A 17,949-nucleotide genomic window follows, 5' to 3' on the forward strand; every position below is an offset into this window, starting at 1 on the left:
GCGGGAAGTCCGACGGCGTCGCTTGCGCGGCTTGCAACGTGCAGCAATGCTCGATCAGCGCATGCAGTTCCAGCGCGTATCGATCGACCAGATGCTGCACGGTCGCGCTGTCGAACATCTCACGACTGAAACCCCAGCTCATCGACAACTCACCGCCATACACCTGACCTTCTACGGTCAGCCAGTTGGCCAAGGGCGCAGCCGGATCCTGGGCGACGCCGCTGGTTTCAGCGGACGGCACTAACAGCGCGGCGTCGTCGAACTGACGGTCGAACTGGCCGAGGTAGTTGAAGGTAATGCGTGGCGGTGCCAACTGCGCCAGCTCGGCGCGCACCGATGGCGCCGCCAGATAACGCAGCACGCCGTAGCCCAGACCTTTGTCCGGCACCGCGCGCAGCTGCTCCTTGATCGACTTGATCGACCCGTCGAGATCGTCACTAGCCGTCAGCTTGACCGCGAACAGACTGGTGAACCAGCCCACGGTGCGGGTCAGGTCGATGTCATCGAACAGGTCTTCACGACCATGCCCTTCCAGTTCAATCAGCGTACCCGGCTGCCGGGTCCAGCGGCTGATGGTGCGCGCCAATGCGGTGAGCAGCAGATCATTGACCTGCGTGCGATACGCGGCCGGTGCCTGTTGCAGCAACTGACGGGTGCGCTCGGCATCAAGGCGCCATTCGATTTTCTCGCCGTGCAGGTTTTGCAGGCTGCCATCGGGACGTTCGCACGGCAAATCCTGCGCACCTTGATGCTGGGTTTTCCAGTAATCCAGTTGTTCGTCGAAGCGTGAAGCGGCGCTTTCGAGGCGCGCGGTCCAGGTCTGGAAGGCATTGGTCTTGGCCGGCAACTGAATGCCGCCTCCCGCCGCCAATTGCTCGTACGCCTGCTGAACATCTTCCAGCAACACCCGCCAGGAAACGCCGTCCACCGCCAAGTGGTGAATAATCAACGCCAGGCGCTGAGAGCCATCGGCCAGCGTCACCAGCAGTGCACGCAGCAGCGGACCGTTTTGCAGATCAAGGCTGCGCTGGGCTTCGTTGCACAGCGCCTGCAATTGCTCAGCAGTCTCGGCGTCACGCAGCCACAGCTCAGCACTGTCGACCAGCGGGCCGTGGCTTTGCTGCCAGCCTTCGGCGCTTTCGACAAAGCGCAGGCGCAAGGCGTCGTGATGATTGATCACCTGCGCCAGCGCGGCATCAAGCCACTGTGCATTCAATGTGTCGCGCGGCGTCAGCAGCAGCGACTGGTTCCAGTGTTCACGCAGCGGCATCGCGCGACTGAAGAAGTACTGCTGGATCGGCCCGAGTAAGGCGCTGCCGGTCACCGGCCCTTGATCTACCGAGGTCTGATTATCCAGCGTGGCAACCAGCGCGAGGCTGCGCACAGTCTGGTACTGGAACAGGTCGCGCGGGCTGAGTCGAATCCCGGCCTGCCGCGCACGGCTGACCACTTGAATCGAGATGATCGAGTCGCCGCCCAGTTCGAAGAAGTTGTCTTCGAGGCCGACGCGTTCAAGGCCGAGCACGTCCTCCCAAATCGCCGCCAGAGCTTTTTGCAGCGCATCCTGCGGCGCGACGAACGCCTGTTGCGGCGCGGCGTCCGGTTGCGGCAAGGCTTTGCGATCGAGTTTGCCGTTGGCCGTTACCGGCAGTTTTTCCAGCGTCATCAGGTAGGCCGGCACCATGAATTCCGGCAGGCTGCCGAGCAGCCACGCCTTGACGTCCTGCTGCCACTGTTCGTCCGGCTGAGCCTGTTCCAGCACAAGGTAGGCCACCAAGTGCTTGCCGCCCTGCACCAGCACCACCGCTTCGCGCACCAGCGGGTGCTGCATCAGGCGGGTTTCGATTTCGCCCAGCTCAATGCGCAGACCGCGCAGTTTCACTTGATGGTCGAGACGACCGAGGTATTCGATCACGCCGTCGGCGCGCTGACGCACACGGTCTCCGGTGCGGTACAGCCGCGCGCCGTCGTGGAACGGGCACGGCACAAAACGCTCGGCGGTCAGCGCCGGACGCTGGTGATAACTGCGCGCGAGACCGGCACCGCCCAGATACAGTTCGCCAGCCACCCCACTTGGCACCGGCAGCAACTCGGCGTCGAGGACGTGGGTACGCAGGTTGGCGATCGGCCGGCCGATCGGCACGCTGTCGGCGCCTTCGTCAACGCAGGTCCAGTGGGTCACGTCGATGGCCGCTTCGGTCGGGCCGTAGAGGTTGTAGAGGCCGGCATTCGGCAGCTTGGCGAAGACTTGCAGTTGCGCGTCCAGCGGCAGCGCTTCACCGCTGCAGACGATGCGCTTGAGGCCCACGCAGCTTTCAACGCCCGCCTCGTGAATGAACGCCTGCAACATCGACGGCACAAAGTGCAGCGTGCTGATGCCGTGGCGGTTGATGATGTCGATCAGTTGCAGCGGATCGCGGTGCGCACCCGGCGCGGCAACCACCAGGCGCGCGCCGGTCAGCAGCGGCCAGAAGAACTCCCAGACCGACACGTCGAAACTGAACGGGGTTTTCTGCAACACCGAATCGCTGGCATCGATCGCGTACGCTTCCTGCATCCAGCACAAACGGTTGACCAGCGCGGCGTGGCTGTTGCCGGCGCCTTTCGGTTTACCGGTAGAGCCGGAGGTGTAAATCACATAGGCCAGATTCAGCGGATCGACGCTGACCTCGGGACGGCTGTCGCTGTAGCCGTCAAGCAGACCTGGCTGATCCAGTGTGATGACCTTGACCCCGTCAGTCGGCAGCGATGCCCGCAAAGCATCCTGAGTCAGCAGCAAGGTGATGCCGCTGTCCTCGATCATGTACGCCAGACGTTCCTGCGGGTACTCCGGATCCAGTGGCACATAAGCACCGCCAGCCTTGAGAATCGCCAGCAGCGCGATGACCATTTCCACCGAACGCAGGGCGCACACACCGACCAGACTGTCGGCCCGCACGCCTTGCTCACGCAGCAGATGCGCCAGGCGGTTGGCGCGGGCATCCAGTTCGGCGTAGCTCAGGGTCTGCTCACCGAACAGCAGCGCCGGCGCATTCGGCGTACGCGCAACTTGCGCTTCGATCAGTTGGTGTATCGGTGTTTCGGTCGGATAGACCGCGTGGACGTTGTTCCAGTCATGCACCAGCGTGTGTTGTTCATCCGCTTCCAGCAACGGCAATTCGCCGATGCGTTGCGACGGATCGGCGACCATGGCGGTGAGCAGACGCAGCCAGTGGCGCGCCATGCGCTCAATGGTCGCGGGCTCGAACAAATCGCTGGCGTACGTCAGCGCGGCGTGCAACTTGCCGCCCTTCTCGTAGGTATCCAGGGTCAGATCGAATTGGGTGGTGCGGCTCTGCCAGTCGAGGCTGTCGAGCACCAGACCGGACGCCGTGCTGAGGGTGGCGATATCGGCCACTTGCGGCTGATGGTTGTACATCACCTGGAACAGCGGCGTGTGACTGAGGCTGCGCTCCAGTTTCAGTGCTTCGACCAGTTGCTCGAATGGCAGATCCTGATGCGCCTGAGCGCCGAGCGCGGTTTCCTTGATCCCGCGCAGCAGGTCATCGACTCGCGTCTGCCCGTCCAGTCGAGTACGCAACACCTGAGTGTTGACGAAGAAGCCGATCAGCCCTTCGATTTCGCCACGGTTGCGGTTGGCAATCGGCACGCCGACACGGATGTCAGTCTGACCGGTGTAGCGATGCAGCAGCGCGTTGAAGGCACCGAGCAACAACATGAACAGGGTGACCTGATACTTCTGCGCGGTATTGCGCAGTTGCTCGGCCAATTGCCCATCAATGGCGAATTCGTAACGAGTGCCGCGATAGCTCGGCATCGCCGGGCGGGCATGATCCAGCGGCAGCTCCAGCACCGGGTGTTCGTCACCCAGTTGTGCTTGCCAGTAATCGAGTTGCCGCGCCTGCTCGCCGGCCTCCAACCAACGGCGCTGCCACAGGGCATAGTCGCTGTACTGGATCGGCAGCGCGCTCAGCTGTGGCGGCTGACCGGCATCGAACGCGTCGTAGCAACGAATGAATTCGTCGATCAGCACGTTCATCGACCAGCCATCGGAGACGATGTGGTGCAGGGTCAGCAGCAGAACATGTTCCTGCTCGGCGAGCTTGAGCAAGGTCACCCGCAGCAGCGGGCCGACGGCCAGATCGAACGGCAATACCGATTGCTGTTCGGCGGCCTGCACCACGGCCTGTTCCCGCTCACTGGCTGGCAGCGCGCTGAAATCTTCATGCCTGATCATCAGCGGCGCCGTGGCCGGCACCTGCAACAGGCTGTCGTCCGCCTGGCGCTGGAACACCGTGCGCAGAGTTTCGTGACGCTCGACCAGGCTAGCGAAAGCTTGCTCCAGCGCGCCGAGGTTGAGGCGGCCGCTCAGGCGCACCGCGCCCGGCAGGTTATAGGCGCCGCTCTGCGGATCGAGTTGCCAGAGAAACCACATGCGCCGCTGCGCGTAGGACAACGCCAGGCGATCCTCGGCTTCGATCCCGGCCGGGATCGGAAACCGGGCGAAATCCACGCCCTCCTTTTGCAGCGCCGCGAGGAACATCTGGCGCTTTTCCAGGGGCAACCCGATAAACCGGCGAGCAAGTTTCAAGGAGTCTTCAGCATTCATTTCTCAGCATCCGGATCAGTAGGCAGGAAGCACAAAGGCACGTCATCCCTATAAAACGAATGCAGACCGGAAAAATTAGCGAATGAGAACAACTGTCAGGCGGGCTATGCGAGGGTTTGAGACATGTGCAAATCAGTGTGGGAGCGAGCCTGCTCGCGAACGCGGTGTGTCAGGCGCCATCTATATTGGCTGACAGGGCGCATTCGCGAGCAGTCTCGCTCCCACAGGGATTTTCGGTGTTCAGGCGGTGGCGGCCATGGCATGCCGGCGATGATGCACGTCGAGCTGATCCTTGATCACCTTCAATACCTTCGCTTCATGCTCATGAATAAAGAAGTGCCCGCCGGCGAACATGTCCACCGAGAAACTGCCGCGGGTTTCCTTGCTCCAGCCGATCAATTGCTCGGTGGTGGCGCGATCTGCCTTGCCGCCCAACACATGCACCGGGCAGTTGAGCAGCGGTCGGGCCAGCGGCTCGAACTTGCCGCAGAGCTGGAAGTCGGCACGCAGGATCGGCAGGGTCAGGCTCATCAATTCTTCGTTGGCCAGCACTTCCTCGCTGGTGCCATTGAGCGTGCGCAATTGTTCGATCAATTCGGCGTCGGTCTTGGGTTCGGCAAAGCCGCGATCATAATCGGCACGCATCGTCGGCGCCGCGGTTCCCGAAGCGAACATCGCCACCGGCTCCGGACAACCCAGCGCACGCAAGGCATGAGCAATTTCGCAGGCCAGCAACGCGCCAAGGCTGTGGCCGAACAGCGCATAAGGCGCTTTTAGGGTCGGGCGCAATTCCTTGGCCAGCTGCATCGCCAGCCCACGCATGTCAGTGTGCAGCGGCTCACCAAAACGTGCGCCACGTCCCGGCAGCTCAACCGGTTGCAAGTGTAGCCACTGCGGCAGTTTCGGCCGCCAGCGGCTGTAGACCATGGCACTGGCGCCGGAATACGGCAGGCACAGCAGGGTCAGCTTGGTCACCACGCTTTCCTCGGAAAATTCATCTGTAGAGAGAAACGGATCCCGTGGCGGTTAAATTAGTCATCGACCGGTAAATTCCCCCCACAGGCGCTCGTTAACTGTTCAGGCCAAAACCAATAACGAGGATTCACCGTGGACCTGCAGAGCATTCTGGGCAAGCTGTTCGCCAATGCCGGTGCCGTCGGCATCGAAGGCGTTTTCCAATTCGTCTTTGGCCCGCACCTGGCTTTCTGGTCAGAGGTCAAGGCCAGCAGCCGCACCGAGCCAGGACTTCACGCCAGCCCGGACGTGACCATTGAAGTCGCCGAGCGCGATTTCCTCGGGATCATGAGCGGCATGGCCAACGTTGAGGAGCTGTTCGCCAGCGGGCGCCTGAAAATCGGCGGCAACATGGGCCTGGCAACGATGCTGCCGCAAATCATCGAGCATGCGATGCACGGTGGCGCCGTGGCGGAAAAAGTCGACATGAACAAGCGCTACCCAACCCCGCCGCGCTTCAGTGAAAAACTCACCGCCAGCCTGCCGACCCAAAGCAGCATCGAACGCCTTGCCCGCAGTGATCTGTCGGTCGCCGAATTCAACAGCCGTTACCTGCCCAATGGCATTCCGGTGGTGATCAGCAATGCGCTGCACGACTGGCCACTGTTCAAGCTCAGCCGCGAAGAATCGCTGGTGCATTTCGCCGAGCTGCAAGGCATCACCCGCCATGGCGATTACGTGAAGAAAACCTTCTCCACCGAACGTGATTTCCGCTCGACGTCGATGGCCGACTTTATCGCCTCGCTGGACCAACCGGCGGTCAAGGGTGCGGATGGCGAGCCGCCAGCGTATATGGGCAACAACATTCTGCCAGCGCAGTTGATGCAACAGATCAAATACCCGGCCTACTTCGACGCCTCGTTATTCATTCCGCCGCGTATCTGGATCGGTCCCAAAGGCACGCTGACGCCGCTGCATCGCGATGACACCGACAACCTGTTCGCGCAAGTCTGGGGACAGAAGAAATTCACCCTCGCCGCGCCGCATCACCGCGAGGCGCTGGGCACTTGGTCGACGGCGCCGAAGGGCGGGCTGGATGGTTGTGATTTCAACCCCGATGCGCCGGATTACAAGCGCTTCCCCGCCGCTCGGGACGTGACCTTCCTGCGCGTAACGCTGGAGGCTGGGGATCTGCTGTTTTTGCCGGAGGGCTGGTTCCATCAGGTGGAGTCGGTGTCGACATCACTGTCGGTGAATTTCTGGGTGAATTCGGGACGGGGCTGGTAAACAGTTGCCACCTCCACTTTGTAGGAGCTGTCGAGTGAAACGAGGCTGCGATCTTTTGACTTTAACGATCAAGATCAAAAGATCGCAGCGTGCCGCAGCTCCTACTTGAGATGGCGGTAGCTCTGTATCGCGGAGCCAAGCACCACCGCCCCTGCTGCAATCGCCAGCCAGAAACCGCTGCGCGCACCGAAAGCGTCCACCAGCCAACCGGAGCCGGCAGCCCCGACGGCCACGCCGATACTCAAACCGGTAACCAGCCAGGTCAACCCTTCGGTGAGTTTGGCCGCTGGCACAATGCGTTCAATCAACGCCATCGCCACAATCAGCGTCGGCGAGAAGAACAGCCCGGCAACGAATACCGCCAGCGACAAGCCGAAAATATTGCTCGCCAGCAACAGCGGCAATGTCGTCACCGCCGTCGCCACGCCGCCGTACAGGAACAACTGCGGCAATGGCAATTTCGAGCGCATCGCACCGAAGGCGATGCCGGCCAGGCACGAACCGATCGCGTACACCGACAGCACGATGCTCGCGGCCGCCGGCTGCCCTTGCTGTTGGGCAAACGCAACGCTGACTACATCAATCACGCCGACAATAACGCCCATGGCGATCATCAGCGCTAGCAGTAATTGAACGTCGGTCGAACCAATGATCGAGCCCTGATCTTCGGACGAGTGCGGATGCACCCCCGGCTCGGTGCTGTGCTGGGCGACAAACGCCGTCACGCCGATCGCCAGCGCCAGCAGCGCCGCCAGCGGTCCCGCCTCGGGAAACACCGCCACGCACAACCCCACCGACAATGGCGGGCCGACGATGAAACAGACTTCATCGAGCACCGACTCCAGCGCATAGGCCGTCTGCAATTGCGGCTGACCGCGATAGATTTCCGTCCAGCGCGCCCGCACCATCGCCGACATGCTCGGCATGCAACCGGCCAGCGCGGCGAAGATGAACAGCGTCCAGGTCGGTGCCTGCAAGCGGGTGCAGAGCAGCAGCATCAGCAGCGCTCCGCCGCCGATCAACGCCGATACCGGGAGAATTTTTCGCTGGCCATAACGGTCAACCAGACGCGACACCTGTGGCGCGCAAAACGCGGTGGCCAAGGCAAACATCGCCGCCACCGCACCGGCCAACGCATAGCCGCCCTTCAACTGCGAGAGCATGGTGATCACACCGATACCGGTCATGGAGATCGGCATGCGCGCGATCATCCCGGCCAGCACAAAATTTCGTGCACCGGGGGCGTTGAATAATTCGCGGTAAGGGTTTGCCATGGACTGCAGCCTCATCAAGGGCCGCCAAGTTGCCATAGGGTCGGGTGGCGGGGAAGCGCGCAATTGTTGGTGGAATGTGAAGGAGTGAAGTCCAAGGGCCTTTTGATAAACAGATGACTCAGCCGCCCCGGCGAGCCTGCCGGTGTCAACTGACCAGACCGATGGAAATCTCCGTTGGATGCTGGATCGACGTTGACCATCCGTCGCAAAACGCACAGACCTGTCAGGTCTGACAGGTGCCTTTTTTGGCCAATAGGGCTCTGATGACCCTGCGCTCAACCGCGAAGGAATCGTCGATGAAATCGCCCTGGACCGTCCCGCAGCTTTATGGACTTGCGCCCTTTAGAGTCGACCTCTCTCTGGCGGCAGAAGTGGATGATCGCCTCATGCCGTGGATTGAGCAGGTCGGAATTTTTCCAGGACACCATGCAAAAGTGCGCGCCATGGGCTTCGGCCGCTTCGCCATGCTGTGTCATACCGACACCGATGATCCGGCTCGGCTGTTGCTGGCGGCGCAATGTTTTGCCGCCCTCTTCGCTGTCGATGATTACTACTGTGATGATGAGAGAACGGGATCTGAACCGAAAATGGTCGGCCCGCGCCTGTCCGTGGCGCTGGCGGCGCTGGAACCGGTGTACTTGAGCGAACGGTTCCGGCCCGGTCTTGAGCAGGCATTGAGCAGCGATCCGGTATTGGTCGCTCTGCGCGGCTATCTGGCGCGGGTGGAGGCCCTCGCAACACCGGCACAGGTCGCACGCGTACGCCATGAAATCATCGCCATGTTCGTGACCATGAGCGCCGAAGCGGCCTGGCGCACCGAAGGTCTCACGCCCGCGCTTTGGGAATATCTGGCCCACCGTCAGGTCAACAGTTTCCTGCCGTGCCTGTCGTTGATCGACATCATCGGGGGCTACGAACTCCCCGCGAATGTGTATAGCGCACCGGATGTGCGACGCGTCACGGCTCTGGCCGCCAGCGCGACGATCATTGCCAATGATCTTTTTTCGGCGCTGAAAGAACAGCAGGCCGGGATCGGTGATTTCAACCTGCCTTTGCTGTTGACCCGTGAACAGCAATGCTCGCCCGAACAAGCCATGGCGCAAAGTGCCGCCATTCACGAAGAAATCATGCATTTGTACGAAGCCGCAGAACAGTCCGTACTGCCGAACGCATCAGCGCCGCTCAAACGTTACCTGTGCGGAATCAAGAGCTGGCTGGCCGGCAATGTCGAATGGCATCGCACAAGTGGGCGCTATCGGGTCTGAAGCTGTCGATCTTTTCATGATCGCGAGATGAACTCTCGCCGCCGCACGTCAGTCAGCTAAATAAGCCCACTGACCCAAGGTGCGACTTTGCATGCACATTTCCCTCGCCGGACAAACAGCCCTGATCACCGGCGCCAGCTCCGGCATCGGCCACGCTGCCGCCAAAGCCCTCGCCGCTGCCGGCGCGGCGGTGGTCATCAACTACAACCGCCAGGCAGAACCGGCCGAAGCACTGGCCCGGCAGATCATTGCCGACGGCGGCCAGGCGCTGGCCATCGGCGCCGACGTCTCGAAGGAAGACGACGTTGAGCGACTGTTCGCCGAAACCCTCGACGCCTTCGGCTCACTGGATATTCTGATCGCCAATTCCGGGATGCAAAAAGACGCCGCCGCCGTGGACATGACCCTCGACGACTGGAACGCGGTCATCGGCGTCAATCTCACCGGACAGTTTCTCTGTGCCCGCGCCGCCCTGCGCATCTTCAATCGCCAGGGCATTCGCGAAGGCGTGTCCAGCGCCGCCGGCAAAATCATTCACATGAGTTCAGTGCACCAACGCATTCCCTGGGCCGGGCACGTCAATTACGCCGCGTCCAAGGGTGGCGTCGATCAATTGATGCAGACCCTCGCGCAGGAAGTCAGCCATCAACGCATTCGCATTAACGGCATCGCGCCGGGGGCGATTCGCACGGCAATCAACAAAGACGCGACCGAAGGCGCTGCCGGCGACAAGCTGCTGGAGCTGATCCCCTACGGCCGTATCGGCGACGCGGAAGACATCGCCAACGCCGTGGTCTTTCTCGCCTCGGATGCCTCCGATTACATCGTCGGCACCACCCTGTTCATCGACGGCGGCATGAGCCTCTATCCGGAGTTTCGCGGCAATGGCTGAGCATCACCTGGAACGACAAAGTCCGATCGATGCCCACGGCATCATCGGTGACATGCGCAGTGCAGCGCTGATCAATGATCGCGGTAGCGTGGATTTCTTCTGCTGGCCGGAGTTCGACAGCCCGTCGATTTTCTGTTCGTTGCTGGACAGCCCCGACGCGGGGATTTTTCAGTTGGCGCCGGACTTGCCCGATGCGCGCCGCGAGCAGATTTACCTGCCCGACACCAATGTGCTGCAAACCCGCTGGCTGAGTGAGCGTGCGGTGGTAGAAATCACCGACCTGTTGCCTATCGGAGACAGTGACGATGCCCTGCCGCTGTTAATGCGGCGGGTTCGCGTAGTAAGTGGCTCGGCGACTTTCACGATGCGCTGCGCCGTGCGCCACGATTACGCCCGAGCCGACACCCGAGCAGAGATGGATCAACAAGACGTGACGTTCAGCGCTGCTGGCCAACCATCACTGCGCCTGGCTTCGGACCAGCCGCTGCGGATCGATGCGCAAGCAGCGGTGGCGCAATTCACGCTCAAGCAAGATGAAACGGCGGCGTTCATGCTCGGTGCCACCGATGATCCTCGATTCGCCGAAGGCGCCGGACACTTGTGCATGGAACGCACGCTGAAGTTCTGGCGCGACTGGATCGGACAGTCGATTTACCGCGGACGCTGGCGCGAAATGGTCAACCGCTCGGCCCTTGCGTTGAAACTGCTGACGTCGCGCAAACACGGAGCCATTCTCGCTGCCGCCACTTTCGGTCTTCCGGAAACGCCCGGCGGCGAACGCAACTGGGATTATCGCTACACGTGGATCCGCGACGCGTCATTCACGGTGTACGCGTTCATGCGCCTGGGCTTTGTCGGCGAAGCCAACGCCTATATGGGCTGGCTGCGCGGACGGGTCAGCGATTGCTGCGGCAAGCCGATGAAGTTGAACATTCTGTACGCCATCGACGGACGACAGGAATTGCCGGAAACCGAGCTTTCGCACCTGTCCGGTCACGGCGGCGCGCAACCGGTGCGCATCGGCAACGGCGCTTACGATCAGATTCAACTGGATATCTTCGGCGAGCTGATGGACGCGGTGTATCTGGTCAACAAATACGGCGATGCAATTTCCCACGAGGGCTGGAAACACGTGCGCGAAGTCGTCGATCAAGTCTGTGAGACGTGGCAGACCAAAGACGTTGGCATTTGGGAGATGCGCGGTGAGCAGCACCACTTTCTGCACTCGCGTTTGATGTGCTGGGTAGCGCTGGACCGGGCTATTCGTTTGGCCTCGAAACGCTCGCTGCCGGCGCCATTCGCGCAATGGGATCAGACCCGGCAGGCGATCTACGCGGATATCTGGGACAACTTCTGGGATGAAAAGCGCGGGCATTTCGTTCAGTACAAGGGTGGCACGGCGCTGGACGGCTCGATGCTGCTGATGCCGTTGGTGCGCTTCGTCAGCGCCAAGGATCCGCGCTGGCTGTCGACGCTTGAGGCGATTGAAAAACATCTGGTGCGCGACGGCATGGTGTATCGCTATCGCAACGACGACAGCAATATCGATGGCCTGGCCGGCACCGAAGGCGCTTTTGCTGCGTGCTCGTTCTGGTATGTCGAATGCCTGGCTCGCGCGGGGCAGGTTGAAAAAGCACATCTGGAGTTTGAGCAATTGCTGCGCTATGCCAACCCGCTCGGGTTGTATGCCGAAGAATTCGACAGCCATGGCCGGCACCTTGGCAATACGCCACAGGCGTTGACACATCTGGCGTTGATCAGTGCGGCGAGCTTTCTGGATCGACGCTTGAGCGGGGAAAAGAGTGAGTGGCAGCCTTGAGGTCGTCCCGTTCTTCGTCAGCGTCTGTCAGATAAATCGTACTTTAAACGCCTTTTGTGGGAAGCCGGACTACACGCCACACACATCACCCAGCGCCGAATTTCGGCGCTGCCCCCTGCACCGGTTACCTGCGGCGACACTTTGTGTAAATCAATGCCTGCAAAAAACTCACAAAAGCCACGCAAAGCCACCCTCGTAACTTGCACTTACACCCCGAAATACCTTGTTGCCAGCCGTTACATCCGCCCCTACCATCCACCGCAACGGGCACAGCGGAGCTGTCCAATAAAACCCGAATTCAAGGAACCAGAATGTCCCAGCACGTCCAGCGCACCATCGACACGCCTCTTCGCAGCGGCCTGACCCGCACCCAACTCTGGGAAGCCGCGGACAAAGGCCTGATCAAATGCTGGGAAATCGGCCGCCAACGCGCCAACCGCTTCCCCGACCTCGCGCAAAAATGTCTCGCCGGCGAACTGCCAGTGCTCGGCTGGAAGGGTGGCGTGAGCCGTAGCCTGAAGAAAAACGAAAAATATGGCTCGCTGAAGTATCTGGCGCAATGGCAAGGCTTGCGCGGCGAGGATCTGGATATCGATTTGAGTGAAGAGCGTTCGCTGACCTGCTCGCGGACGAAGATGCGGGTGACGTTTACGCCGGATCGGACGAAGTATTTCAATCAGGTGGCGGAAGCCGAGGCTTAGCCGTGCGGAAGTCCGGGCGGTAGCAATCCGGGTACAGCGCGCATACGCCGTACTGGGCATCCAGATCGGCCATGTGCTGGTAAAACTGCTCAATTTCCCAGAACGTCTCATCCGCGACGGTCATCAAGTAGAAGTAACTGAGTTGATGATCATTGGGCAGCACCAGCGCAAACTCTGGCAGCGCGTCCATTCGCGGTGCATCGGCCAGAGCCGCTAGCATGGGCGTCGGAGCCTCGGACAACTGCTCGAAGTACTTTTCTTTATAAGCCGTCAGGCCGATGGCTTCGCCCTTGGCTCTGGCATCGATCAGTTGCGCGAGGTTTGCGCGGCGCTGCTGCCAGTACGCGGCTGGCAGGTCGACATTCATTTGTTTCTTATGGCTGGCCACTGCCTCATCTGCAGAGACTTGGCGCTTTCGTTCGCCCGGCTCGGCGGCAGCTCGTGCTTCGAGTTCCTTGAATGACAGCATGATCGTCGACTTGGCAAACATGCGCTCCATCAGTTCACGGCGTTGCGGGGTATCCGGCAGTGACGGGGGCGGCGAAGCGCAACCGGCCAGCATCCCGACGAATACCAGCAGAGCAAGCAGCGATTTGAGTGACATGCATCGTCCTTGAAGTCGGTTGGCAGAATAAGCTGCGCAGTCTATCTGAACCGGAGAAAGCCCCACCGGAAATGCTCAAGGCATCACCAGTTCTGCTGCAGCGCTAACCGAAAACCGCTCCCGATACGCCTGAGGCGTCACCCCGATCGCGCGCAGAAAACTTCGTCGCAATGTCTCTTCACTGCCAAACCCGCAATTGGCCGCGATGCGTTTGACCGGCAGACCAGTATCACTGAGCAAGCGCCGCGCCGTTTCGACGCGGATCAGTTCAATCGCCCGCGCCGGGGTCTGGCCGGTGTCGGCGCGGTAATGGCGGACGAAACTGCGTTCGCTCATGCCAGCCTGCTCGGCCAGCGCCGGGATGCCGAGATCGCAGGTGAGGTTTTCGGCGATCCACGCGTGCAACTCATCAAAACGATTGCCCTGATTCTGCAACGACAGGGTCACGCTGAACTGCGACTGTCCGCCCGGACGTTTGAGAAACACCACAAGATGCCGGGCGACGTCCAATGCGATGTCGCTGCCCAAGTCCTCTTCCACCATCGCTAGCGCCAGATCGATGCCGGCAGTGACACCTGCCGAGGTCCACACCGGGCCGTCATTGATGAAAATCGGATTGGCTTCGACTTGCAGTTTCGGGTGCTGCTGCGCCAGTTGTTCGCAGCGGGTCCAGTGGGTGACCACTCTGCGGCCATCAAGCCAGCCACTGGCGGCCAACAGAAATGCCCCTGTACACACGGAGGCCACGCGTCGACATTTGCCGGCATGTTGGCGCACCCAATCCACCAGCGGCACATCTTCGGCGGCGGGATAAATGCCCCAGCCACCGGCAATGATCAACGTGTCGCTGGGCGCTTCGGGCAACGGCTCAGCCAACACCGCCAAACCCGCCGATGACATCACCGCCCCGCCGCCGCTGGCAATCACACTCGGTGCATAAGGCATCGGCAAGCCGCGCTGACGGGCGATGTCGTTGGCCGAGGCGAACACCTGCAACGGCCCGGTGACATCGAGGATCTGCATGTTGGCAAACGCGAGTACGTGGATGGCTTTGGGCATTTGGCGTAATTCGTGGGGTTATTGGCGTATGCGCCAGAACCTACGCGCCTACAGTGAAGCCGTCCACCCCTTTTTCATGGAGCAAGAACGATGACGCTGCAGATCGGTTTTCTGTTGTTTCCACAGGTTCAGCAACTCGACCTGACCGGGCCGTACGACGTGCTCGCCTCGTTGCCGGGCGTGCAGGTGCATCTGATCTGGAAGGATCTGATGCCGGTGACCGCCAGCACCGGTCTGCTATTGAAACCGACCATCACGTTCGAGGATTGCCCGTGTCTGGATGTGATCTGCATTCCCGGCGGCGGCGGTGTCGGGCCGTTGATGGAAGACGCGCAGACGCTGGACTTCATCAAACGCCAGGCCCTTCAGGCGAAATATGTGACCTCAGTGTGCACCGGCTCGCTGGTCCTCGGCGCAGCAGGCCTGCTGCAAGGCAAACGCGCGACCACGCATTGGGCGTATCACGATTTGCTGCCGACATTGGGGGCGATTGCGGTGAAGGATCGGGTGGTGCGTGACGGCAATCTGTTTACGGGTGGCGGAATTACAGCGGGGATCGATTTTGCCTTGGTGTTGGCTGAAGAGTTGGTGGGGGCCGACACGGCGCAACTGATTCAGTTGCAATTGGAATATGCCCCAGCGCCGCCGTTCAACGCGGGCAGCCCGGAGACTGCGCCGGGTGCGATTGTCGATGAGGCACGTTTGCGTGCGGCGCCATCACTGAAGTTGCGCACGGAAATCACCGAGCGTGCTGCCGCGAAACTCAATCTGCACTGATTCGTCAGCCAAATACAAAACCCTGTAGGAGTGAGCCTGCTCGCGATTGCGGTGGGTCCGCCAACATCTGCGTTGAATGACACACCGCAATCGCGAGCAGGCTCACTCCTACAGTTGATCGGGTTACCAAGGATATTTTGGTTGTCCCCGATCACCGCCACACCTTCACTTGTCCCCACGCCCCCACCCGTGTAGAAAGCCCCTCCACACATTCTGCACAGGGACTTTCGATGAAGGCTTTGCCATGGCTCTATCTGGCGCTTCTCAGCCTCGGTTATGGATGGGCGCTGAGCTACGGCCACCTCGGCTGGCTCGCTTTGATTTCCGTGGGGCTGCTGGCGTTCGCCGGTTTTGCCGTTCGCCAGCAACAGGTTCCGGTCGCACGTTTTCTCGGCCATGGCCTGTTCATCGTGCTCGCCTTGGCGTTGGCACTGCACTGGCTGCCGGGCTTCGCCAACGGTCGCGCCATTGATCCGCAACGCTTCACAGACAACGCCGTGCCGTTCGCGATGTACCTGAATCTTGATAAACCGCTGATTGGTTTCTGGCTGCTGCTGGTGTGCCCGTGGATTGTCGGGCGCCGTTCATTGCGTCTGAGCGTGTACGCCACCGCCCTCGCCCTGACTCTCAGTGCGATTCTGGCTCTCGGCGGCGCACTGTTGCTGGGCGTGATCGCCTGGGCGCCGAAGTGGCCGGATCAGGCATGGTTGTGGGTGCTGAACAACCTACTGCTGGTGACCTTGGTCGAAGAAGCGCTGTTTCGCGGCTATATACAGGGCGGCCTCAGCCAGCGTTTCAAACATCTGCCTTACGGTGAAAACCTCGCCCTGCTGCTGGCCTCGCTGCTGTTTGGTCTGGTGCATGCCGGCGCGGGCTGGACCTGGGTGTTGCTGGCGGGTCTGGCGGGTGTCGGCTATGGTCTGGCCTACCGTTTTGGCGGGCTCGGCGCGGCAATCGCCACGCATTTCGGCCTGAACCTGCTGCATTTCGGTTTGTTCACCTATCCGATGCTCGCCGGCTGAAGCAAGCGCCGTTTTGCGACGCCGTACTGATTATTGAAAAAAAATTTCAATAAAAAGCTGTCACCGCCGACAACCTTTCAAAGCCTTGCGGATTGAAAAACCATGCGTAACAACCAGCCCATTACACAACGCGAACGGACTTTCCCGGCTCAGCAGCGGTTGATTTCCACAACCGACGCCAAGGGCGTGATCACCTACTGCAACGACGCTTTCGTCGAGATCAGCGGGTTTTCGCGTGAAGAGCTGATCCGTGCACCGCACAACCTGGTCCGTCACCCAGACGTCCCGGCGGCGGTGTTTTCGCACATGTGGGGCACATTGAAACAAGGCTTGCCATGGATGGGCATTGTCAAGAATCGCTGCAAGACCGGTGACCATTACTGGGTTAACGCCTACGTAACACCGGTGTTCGACGGCAATCAGGTGGTCGGTTACGAGTCGGTGCGGATCAAACCCACCGCCGAACAGATCCGCCGCGCCGAAGCGCTCTACCAACGCATCAACCAAGGCAAGTCGGCGATCCCTTCCAGCGACAAATGGCTGCCGGTGCTGCAAGACTGGCTTCCGTTCATTCTGGTCAGCCAGTTGAGCTTCGTGATCGGCGCGACCCTGAACTCGCAGTGGGGCTTCGCCCTCGCCGCCGGTCTGTCGGTGCCACTGGGCCTGATGGGCCTGCAATGGCAGCAACGCGGGCTCAAGCGCCTGCTGCGTCTGGCCGAACAGACCACCTCCGACCCGCTGATCGCGCAGATGTACACCGACAGCCGTGGCGCCCAGGCGCGTCTGGAAATGTCGATCCTCAGCCAGGAAGCACGCCTGAAAACCTGCCTGACCCGTCTGCAGGACACGGCCGAACACCTGACCGATCAGGCCAAGCAATCCGACCGACTGGCACACAGCAGCTCGACCGGCCTGGAACGTCAACGCGTGGAAACTGAACAAGTCGCCACCGCCGTCAACCAGATGGCCGCGACCACTCAGGAAGTGGCGAGCCACGTGCAGCGCACCGCCGACGCCACTCAGGAAGCCAATCGCCTGACCGGTCGCGGTCGTGACATCGCCGGCGAAACCCGCGAAGCCATTCAGCGTTTGTCCGTGGTGGTTGGGGAAACCGGTCTGACCGTGACCCAACTGGCCAAGGACAGCGACGAAATCGGCGGCGTGGTTGATGTGATCAAAGGCATCGCCGACCAGACCAACTTGCTCGCTCTGAACGCTGCGATCGAAGCCGCGCGTGCCGGTGAAATGGGCCGTGGTTTTGCTGTGGTGGCTGACGAAGTACGCCAACTGGCGCAACGCACCAGCGAATCGACCGGGCAGATTCACGCTCTGATCGCCAAGCTGCAACAGACAGCTTCGAGTGCTGTGCAAACCATGGAAGCCGGGCATCGTCAGGCTGAAGAAGGTGTAGCGCGGGTGCTGGAAGCGGATCAGGCGCTGGTCGGGATCAGTGAAGCGGTGGCCAACATCACCGACATGACCACGCAGATTGCAGCCGCGACCGAAGAGCAAAGTGCGGTGGCTGAGGAGATCAGCCGCAACATCAGCAATATTTCGGAACTGGCGGATCAGACCTCGGAACAGGCGCATAACTCGGCGTTGCTGAGTGAAGAGCTGACGAAGACGGCGAATACGCAGTACTCGTTGGTGGAGCGGTTTAACCGCTGATTGAACTGGCGATAACAA

General features: G+C 60.9%; 13 protein-coding genes (1 of these 13 running past the window's edge). 8 read left to right on the forward strand and 5 right to left on the reverse strand.

Translation table 11 applies throughout. The features are described from left to right. Together ACI514_RS15810 and ACI514_RS15815 are read right to left on the reverse strand one after the other, a co-directional pair. On the reverse strand, window positions 1-4,609 hold the start of the coding sequence (locus ACI514_RS15810) for a non-ribosomal peptide synthase/polyketide synthase (RefSeq protein ID WP_405122000.1). It extends 7,712 nt beyond the left edge of the window; 4,609 of the gene's 12,321 nt are visible here — the first part of the coding sequence; its start codon is at window positions 4,607-4,609; its stop codon lies beyond the left edge, outside the window. Window positions 4,610-4,849: 240 nt separating this feature from the next. Next, entirely contained in the window at window positions 4,850-5,587 is a 738-nt protein-coding gene (locus ACI514_RS15815; protein WP_160057107.1) for a thioesterase II family protein, read from the reverse strand. Between the two features lie 129 nt (window positions 5,588-5,716). Between ACI514_RS15815 and ACI514_RS15820 the strand changes: the two genes are divergently transcribed. Beyond that, window positions 5,717-6,850, forward strand: coding sequence for a cupin-like domain-containing protein (locus ACI514_RS15820; protein ID WP_405122001.1), 1,134 nt, complete (start codon window positions 5,717-5,719; stop codon window positions 6,848-6,850). A 101-nt stretch (window positions 6,851-6,951) separates the two neighbouring features. Here the strand turns inward: ACI514_RS15820 and ACI514_RS15825 are convergent, their stop codons facing one another. Next, window positions 6,952-8,124 (reverse strand): MFS transporter, encoded by a 1,173-nt coding sequence (locus tag ACI514_RS15825; protein WP_405122002.1) that lies wholly within the window; start codon window positions 8,122-8,124, stop codon window positions 6,952-6,954. Between the two features lie 263 nt (window positions 8,125-8,387). Between ACI514_RS15825 and ACI514_RS15830 the strand changes: the two genes are divergently transcribed. The 4 genes from ACI514_RS15830 (at window position 8,388) to ACI514_RS15845 (ending at window position 12,801) form a co-directional block, all read left to right on the forward strand. Next, the gene (locus ACI514_RS15830) at window positions 8,388-9,389 is read left to right on the forward strand and encodes a family 2 encapsulin nanocompartment cargo protein terpene cyclase (protein WP_405122003.1); all 1,002 of its coding nucleotides are present in this window, start codon (window positions 8,388-8,390) and stop codon (window positions 9,387-9,389) included. 91 nt (window positions 9,390-9,480) lie between these two features. Further along, the gene (locus ACI514_RS15835; RefSeq protein ID WP_405122004.1) at window positions 9,481-10,281 is read left to right on the forward strand and encodes a glucose 1-dehydrogenase; all 801 of its coding nucleotides are present in this window, start codon (window positions 9,481-9,483) and stop codon (window positions 10,279-10,281) included. Further along, complete coding sequence (locus ACI514_RS15840; protein WP_405122005.1) at window positions 10,274-12,100, forward strand: glycoside hydrolase family 15 protein; 1,827 nt, start codon at window positions 10,274-10,276, stop codon at window positions 12,098-12,100. Before ACI514_RS15835 ends, ACI514_RS15840 begins: the two co-directional genes overlap by 8 nt. A 311-nt stretch (window positions 12,101-12,411) precedes the next feature. Next, window positions 12,412-12,801, forward strand: a complete 390-nt coding sequence (locus ACI514_RS15845; protein ID WP_405122006.1) for a hypothetical protein — start codon at window positions 12,412-12,414, stop codon at window positions 12,799-12,801. On the opposite strand, the gene ACI514_RS15850 is transcribed toward ACI514_RS15845, so the two are convergent. Together ACI514_RS15850 and ACI514_RS15855 are read right to left on the reverse strand one after the other, a co-directional pair. Further along, window positions 12,773-13,405 (reverse strand): hypothetical protein, encoded by a 633-nt coding sequence (locus ACI514_RS15850; RefSeq protein WP_160057100.1) that lies wholly within the window; start codon window positions 13,403-13,405, stop codon window positions 12,773-12,775. The genes ACI514_RS15845 and ACI514_RS15850 overlap by 29 nt on opposite strands. A 75-nt stretch (window positions 13,406-13,480) precedes the next feature. Next, complete coding sequence (locus tag ACI514_RS15855; RefSeq protein WP_405122007.1) at window positions 13,481-14,464, reverse strand: GlxA family transcriptional regulator; 984 nt, start codon at window positions 14,462-14,464, stop codon at window positions 13,481-13,483. 90 nt (window positions 14,465-14,554) lie between these two features. Between ACI514_RS15855 and inhA the strand changes: the two genes are divergently transcribed. The 3 genes from inhA to ACI514_RS15870 all read left to right on the forward strand — a co-directional run bounded on the left by inhA (window position 14,555) and on the right by ACI514_RS15870 (window position 17,931). After that, the gene (gene inhA / locus ACI514_RS15860; protein WP_405122008.1) at window positions 14,555-15,241 is read left to right on the forward strand and encodes an isonitrile hydratase; all 687 of its coding nucleotides are present in this window, start codon (window positions 14,555-14,557) and stop codon (window positions 15,239-15,241) included. A gap of 230 nt (window positions 15,242-15,471) precedes the next feature. Continuing rightward, window positions 15,472-16,263 (forward strand): CPBP family intramembrane glutamic endopeptidase, encoded by a 792-nt coding sequence (locus tag ACI514_RS15865; RefSeq protein ID WP_405122009.1) that lies wholly within the window; start codon window positions 15,472-15,474, stop codon window positions 16,261-16,263. 102 nt (window positions 16,264-16,365) lie between these two features. Further along, window positions 16,366-17,931 carry a PAS domain-containing methyl-accepting chemotaxis protein gene (locus ACI514_RS15870; protein ID WP_007917140.1) on the forward strand — a complete coding sequence of 522 codons (1,566 nt, stop codon included), beginning with the start codon at window positions 16,366-16,368 and terminating at the stop codon, window positions 17,929-17,931. The last annotated feature ends 18 nt before the right edge of the window (window positions 17,932-17,949 follow it).

Origin of the sequence: Pseudomonas sp. M20 (assembly GCF_045037865.1) — a bacterium.
Taxonomy (GTDB): domain Bacteria; phylum Pseudomonadota; class Gammaproteobacteria; order Pseudomonadales; family Pseudomonadaceae; genus Aquipseudomonas.

What these genes read in the sequence shown, in the direction of transcription:
- ACI514_RS15825 (WP_405122002.1), bottom strand. Translation starts at nt 8,124, where the DNA reads ATGGCAAACCCTTACCGCGAATTATTCAACGCCCCCGGTGCACGAAAT.
- ACI514_RS15830 (WP_405122003.1), top strand. Translation starts at nt 8,388, where the DNA reads ATGACCCTGCGCTCAACCGCGAAGGAATCGTCGATGAAATCGCCCTGG.
- ACI514_RS15835 (WP_405122004.1), top strand. Translation starts at nt 9,481, where the DNA reads ATGCACATTTCCCTCGCCGGACAAACAGCCCTGATCACCGGCGCCAGC.
- ACI514_RS15840 (WP_405122005.1), top strand. Translation starts at nt 10,274, where the DNA reads ATGGCTGAGCATCACCTGGAACGACAAAGTCCGATCGATGCCCACGGC.
- ACI514_RS15845 (WP_405122006.1), top strand. Translation starts at nt 12,412, where the DNA reads ATGTCCCAGCACGTCCAGCGCACCATCGACACGCCTCTTCGCAGCGGC.
- ACI514_RS15850 (WP_160057100.1), bottom strand. Translation starts at nt 13,405, where the DNA reads ATGTCACTCAAATCGCTGCTTGCTCTGCTGGTATTCGTCGGGATGCTG.
- ACI514_RS15855 (WP_405122007.1), bottom strand. Translation starts at nt 14,464, where the DNA reads ATGCCCAAAGCCATCCACGTACTCGCGTTTGCCAACATGCAGATCCTC.
- inhA (WP_405122008.1), top strand. Translation starts at nt 14,555, where the DNA reads ATGACGCTGCAGATCGGTTTTCTGTTGTTTCCACAGGTTCAGCAACTC.
- ACI514_RS15865 (WP_405122009.1), top strand. Translation starts at nt 15,472, where the DNA reads ATGAAGGCTTTGCCATGGCTCTATCTGGCGCTTCTCAGCCTCGGTTAT.
- ACI514_RS15870 (WP_007917140.1), top strand. Translation starts at nt 16,366, where the DNA reads ATGCGTAACAACCAGCCCATTACACAACGCGAACGGACTTTCCCGGCT.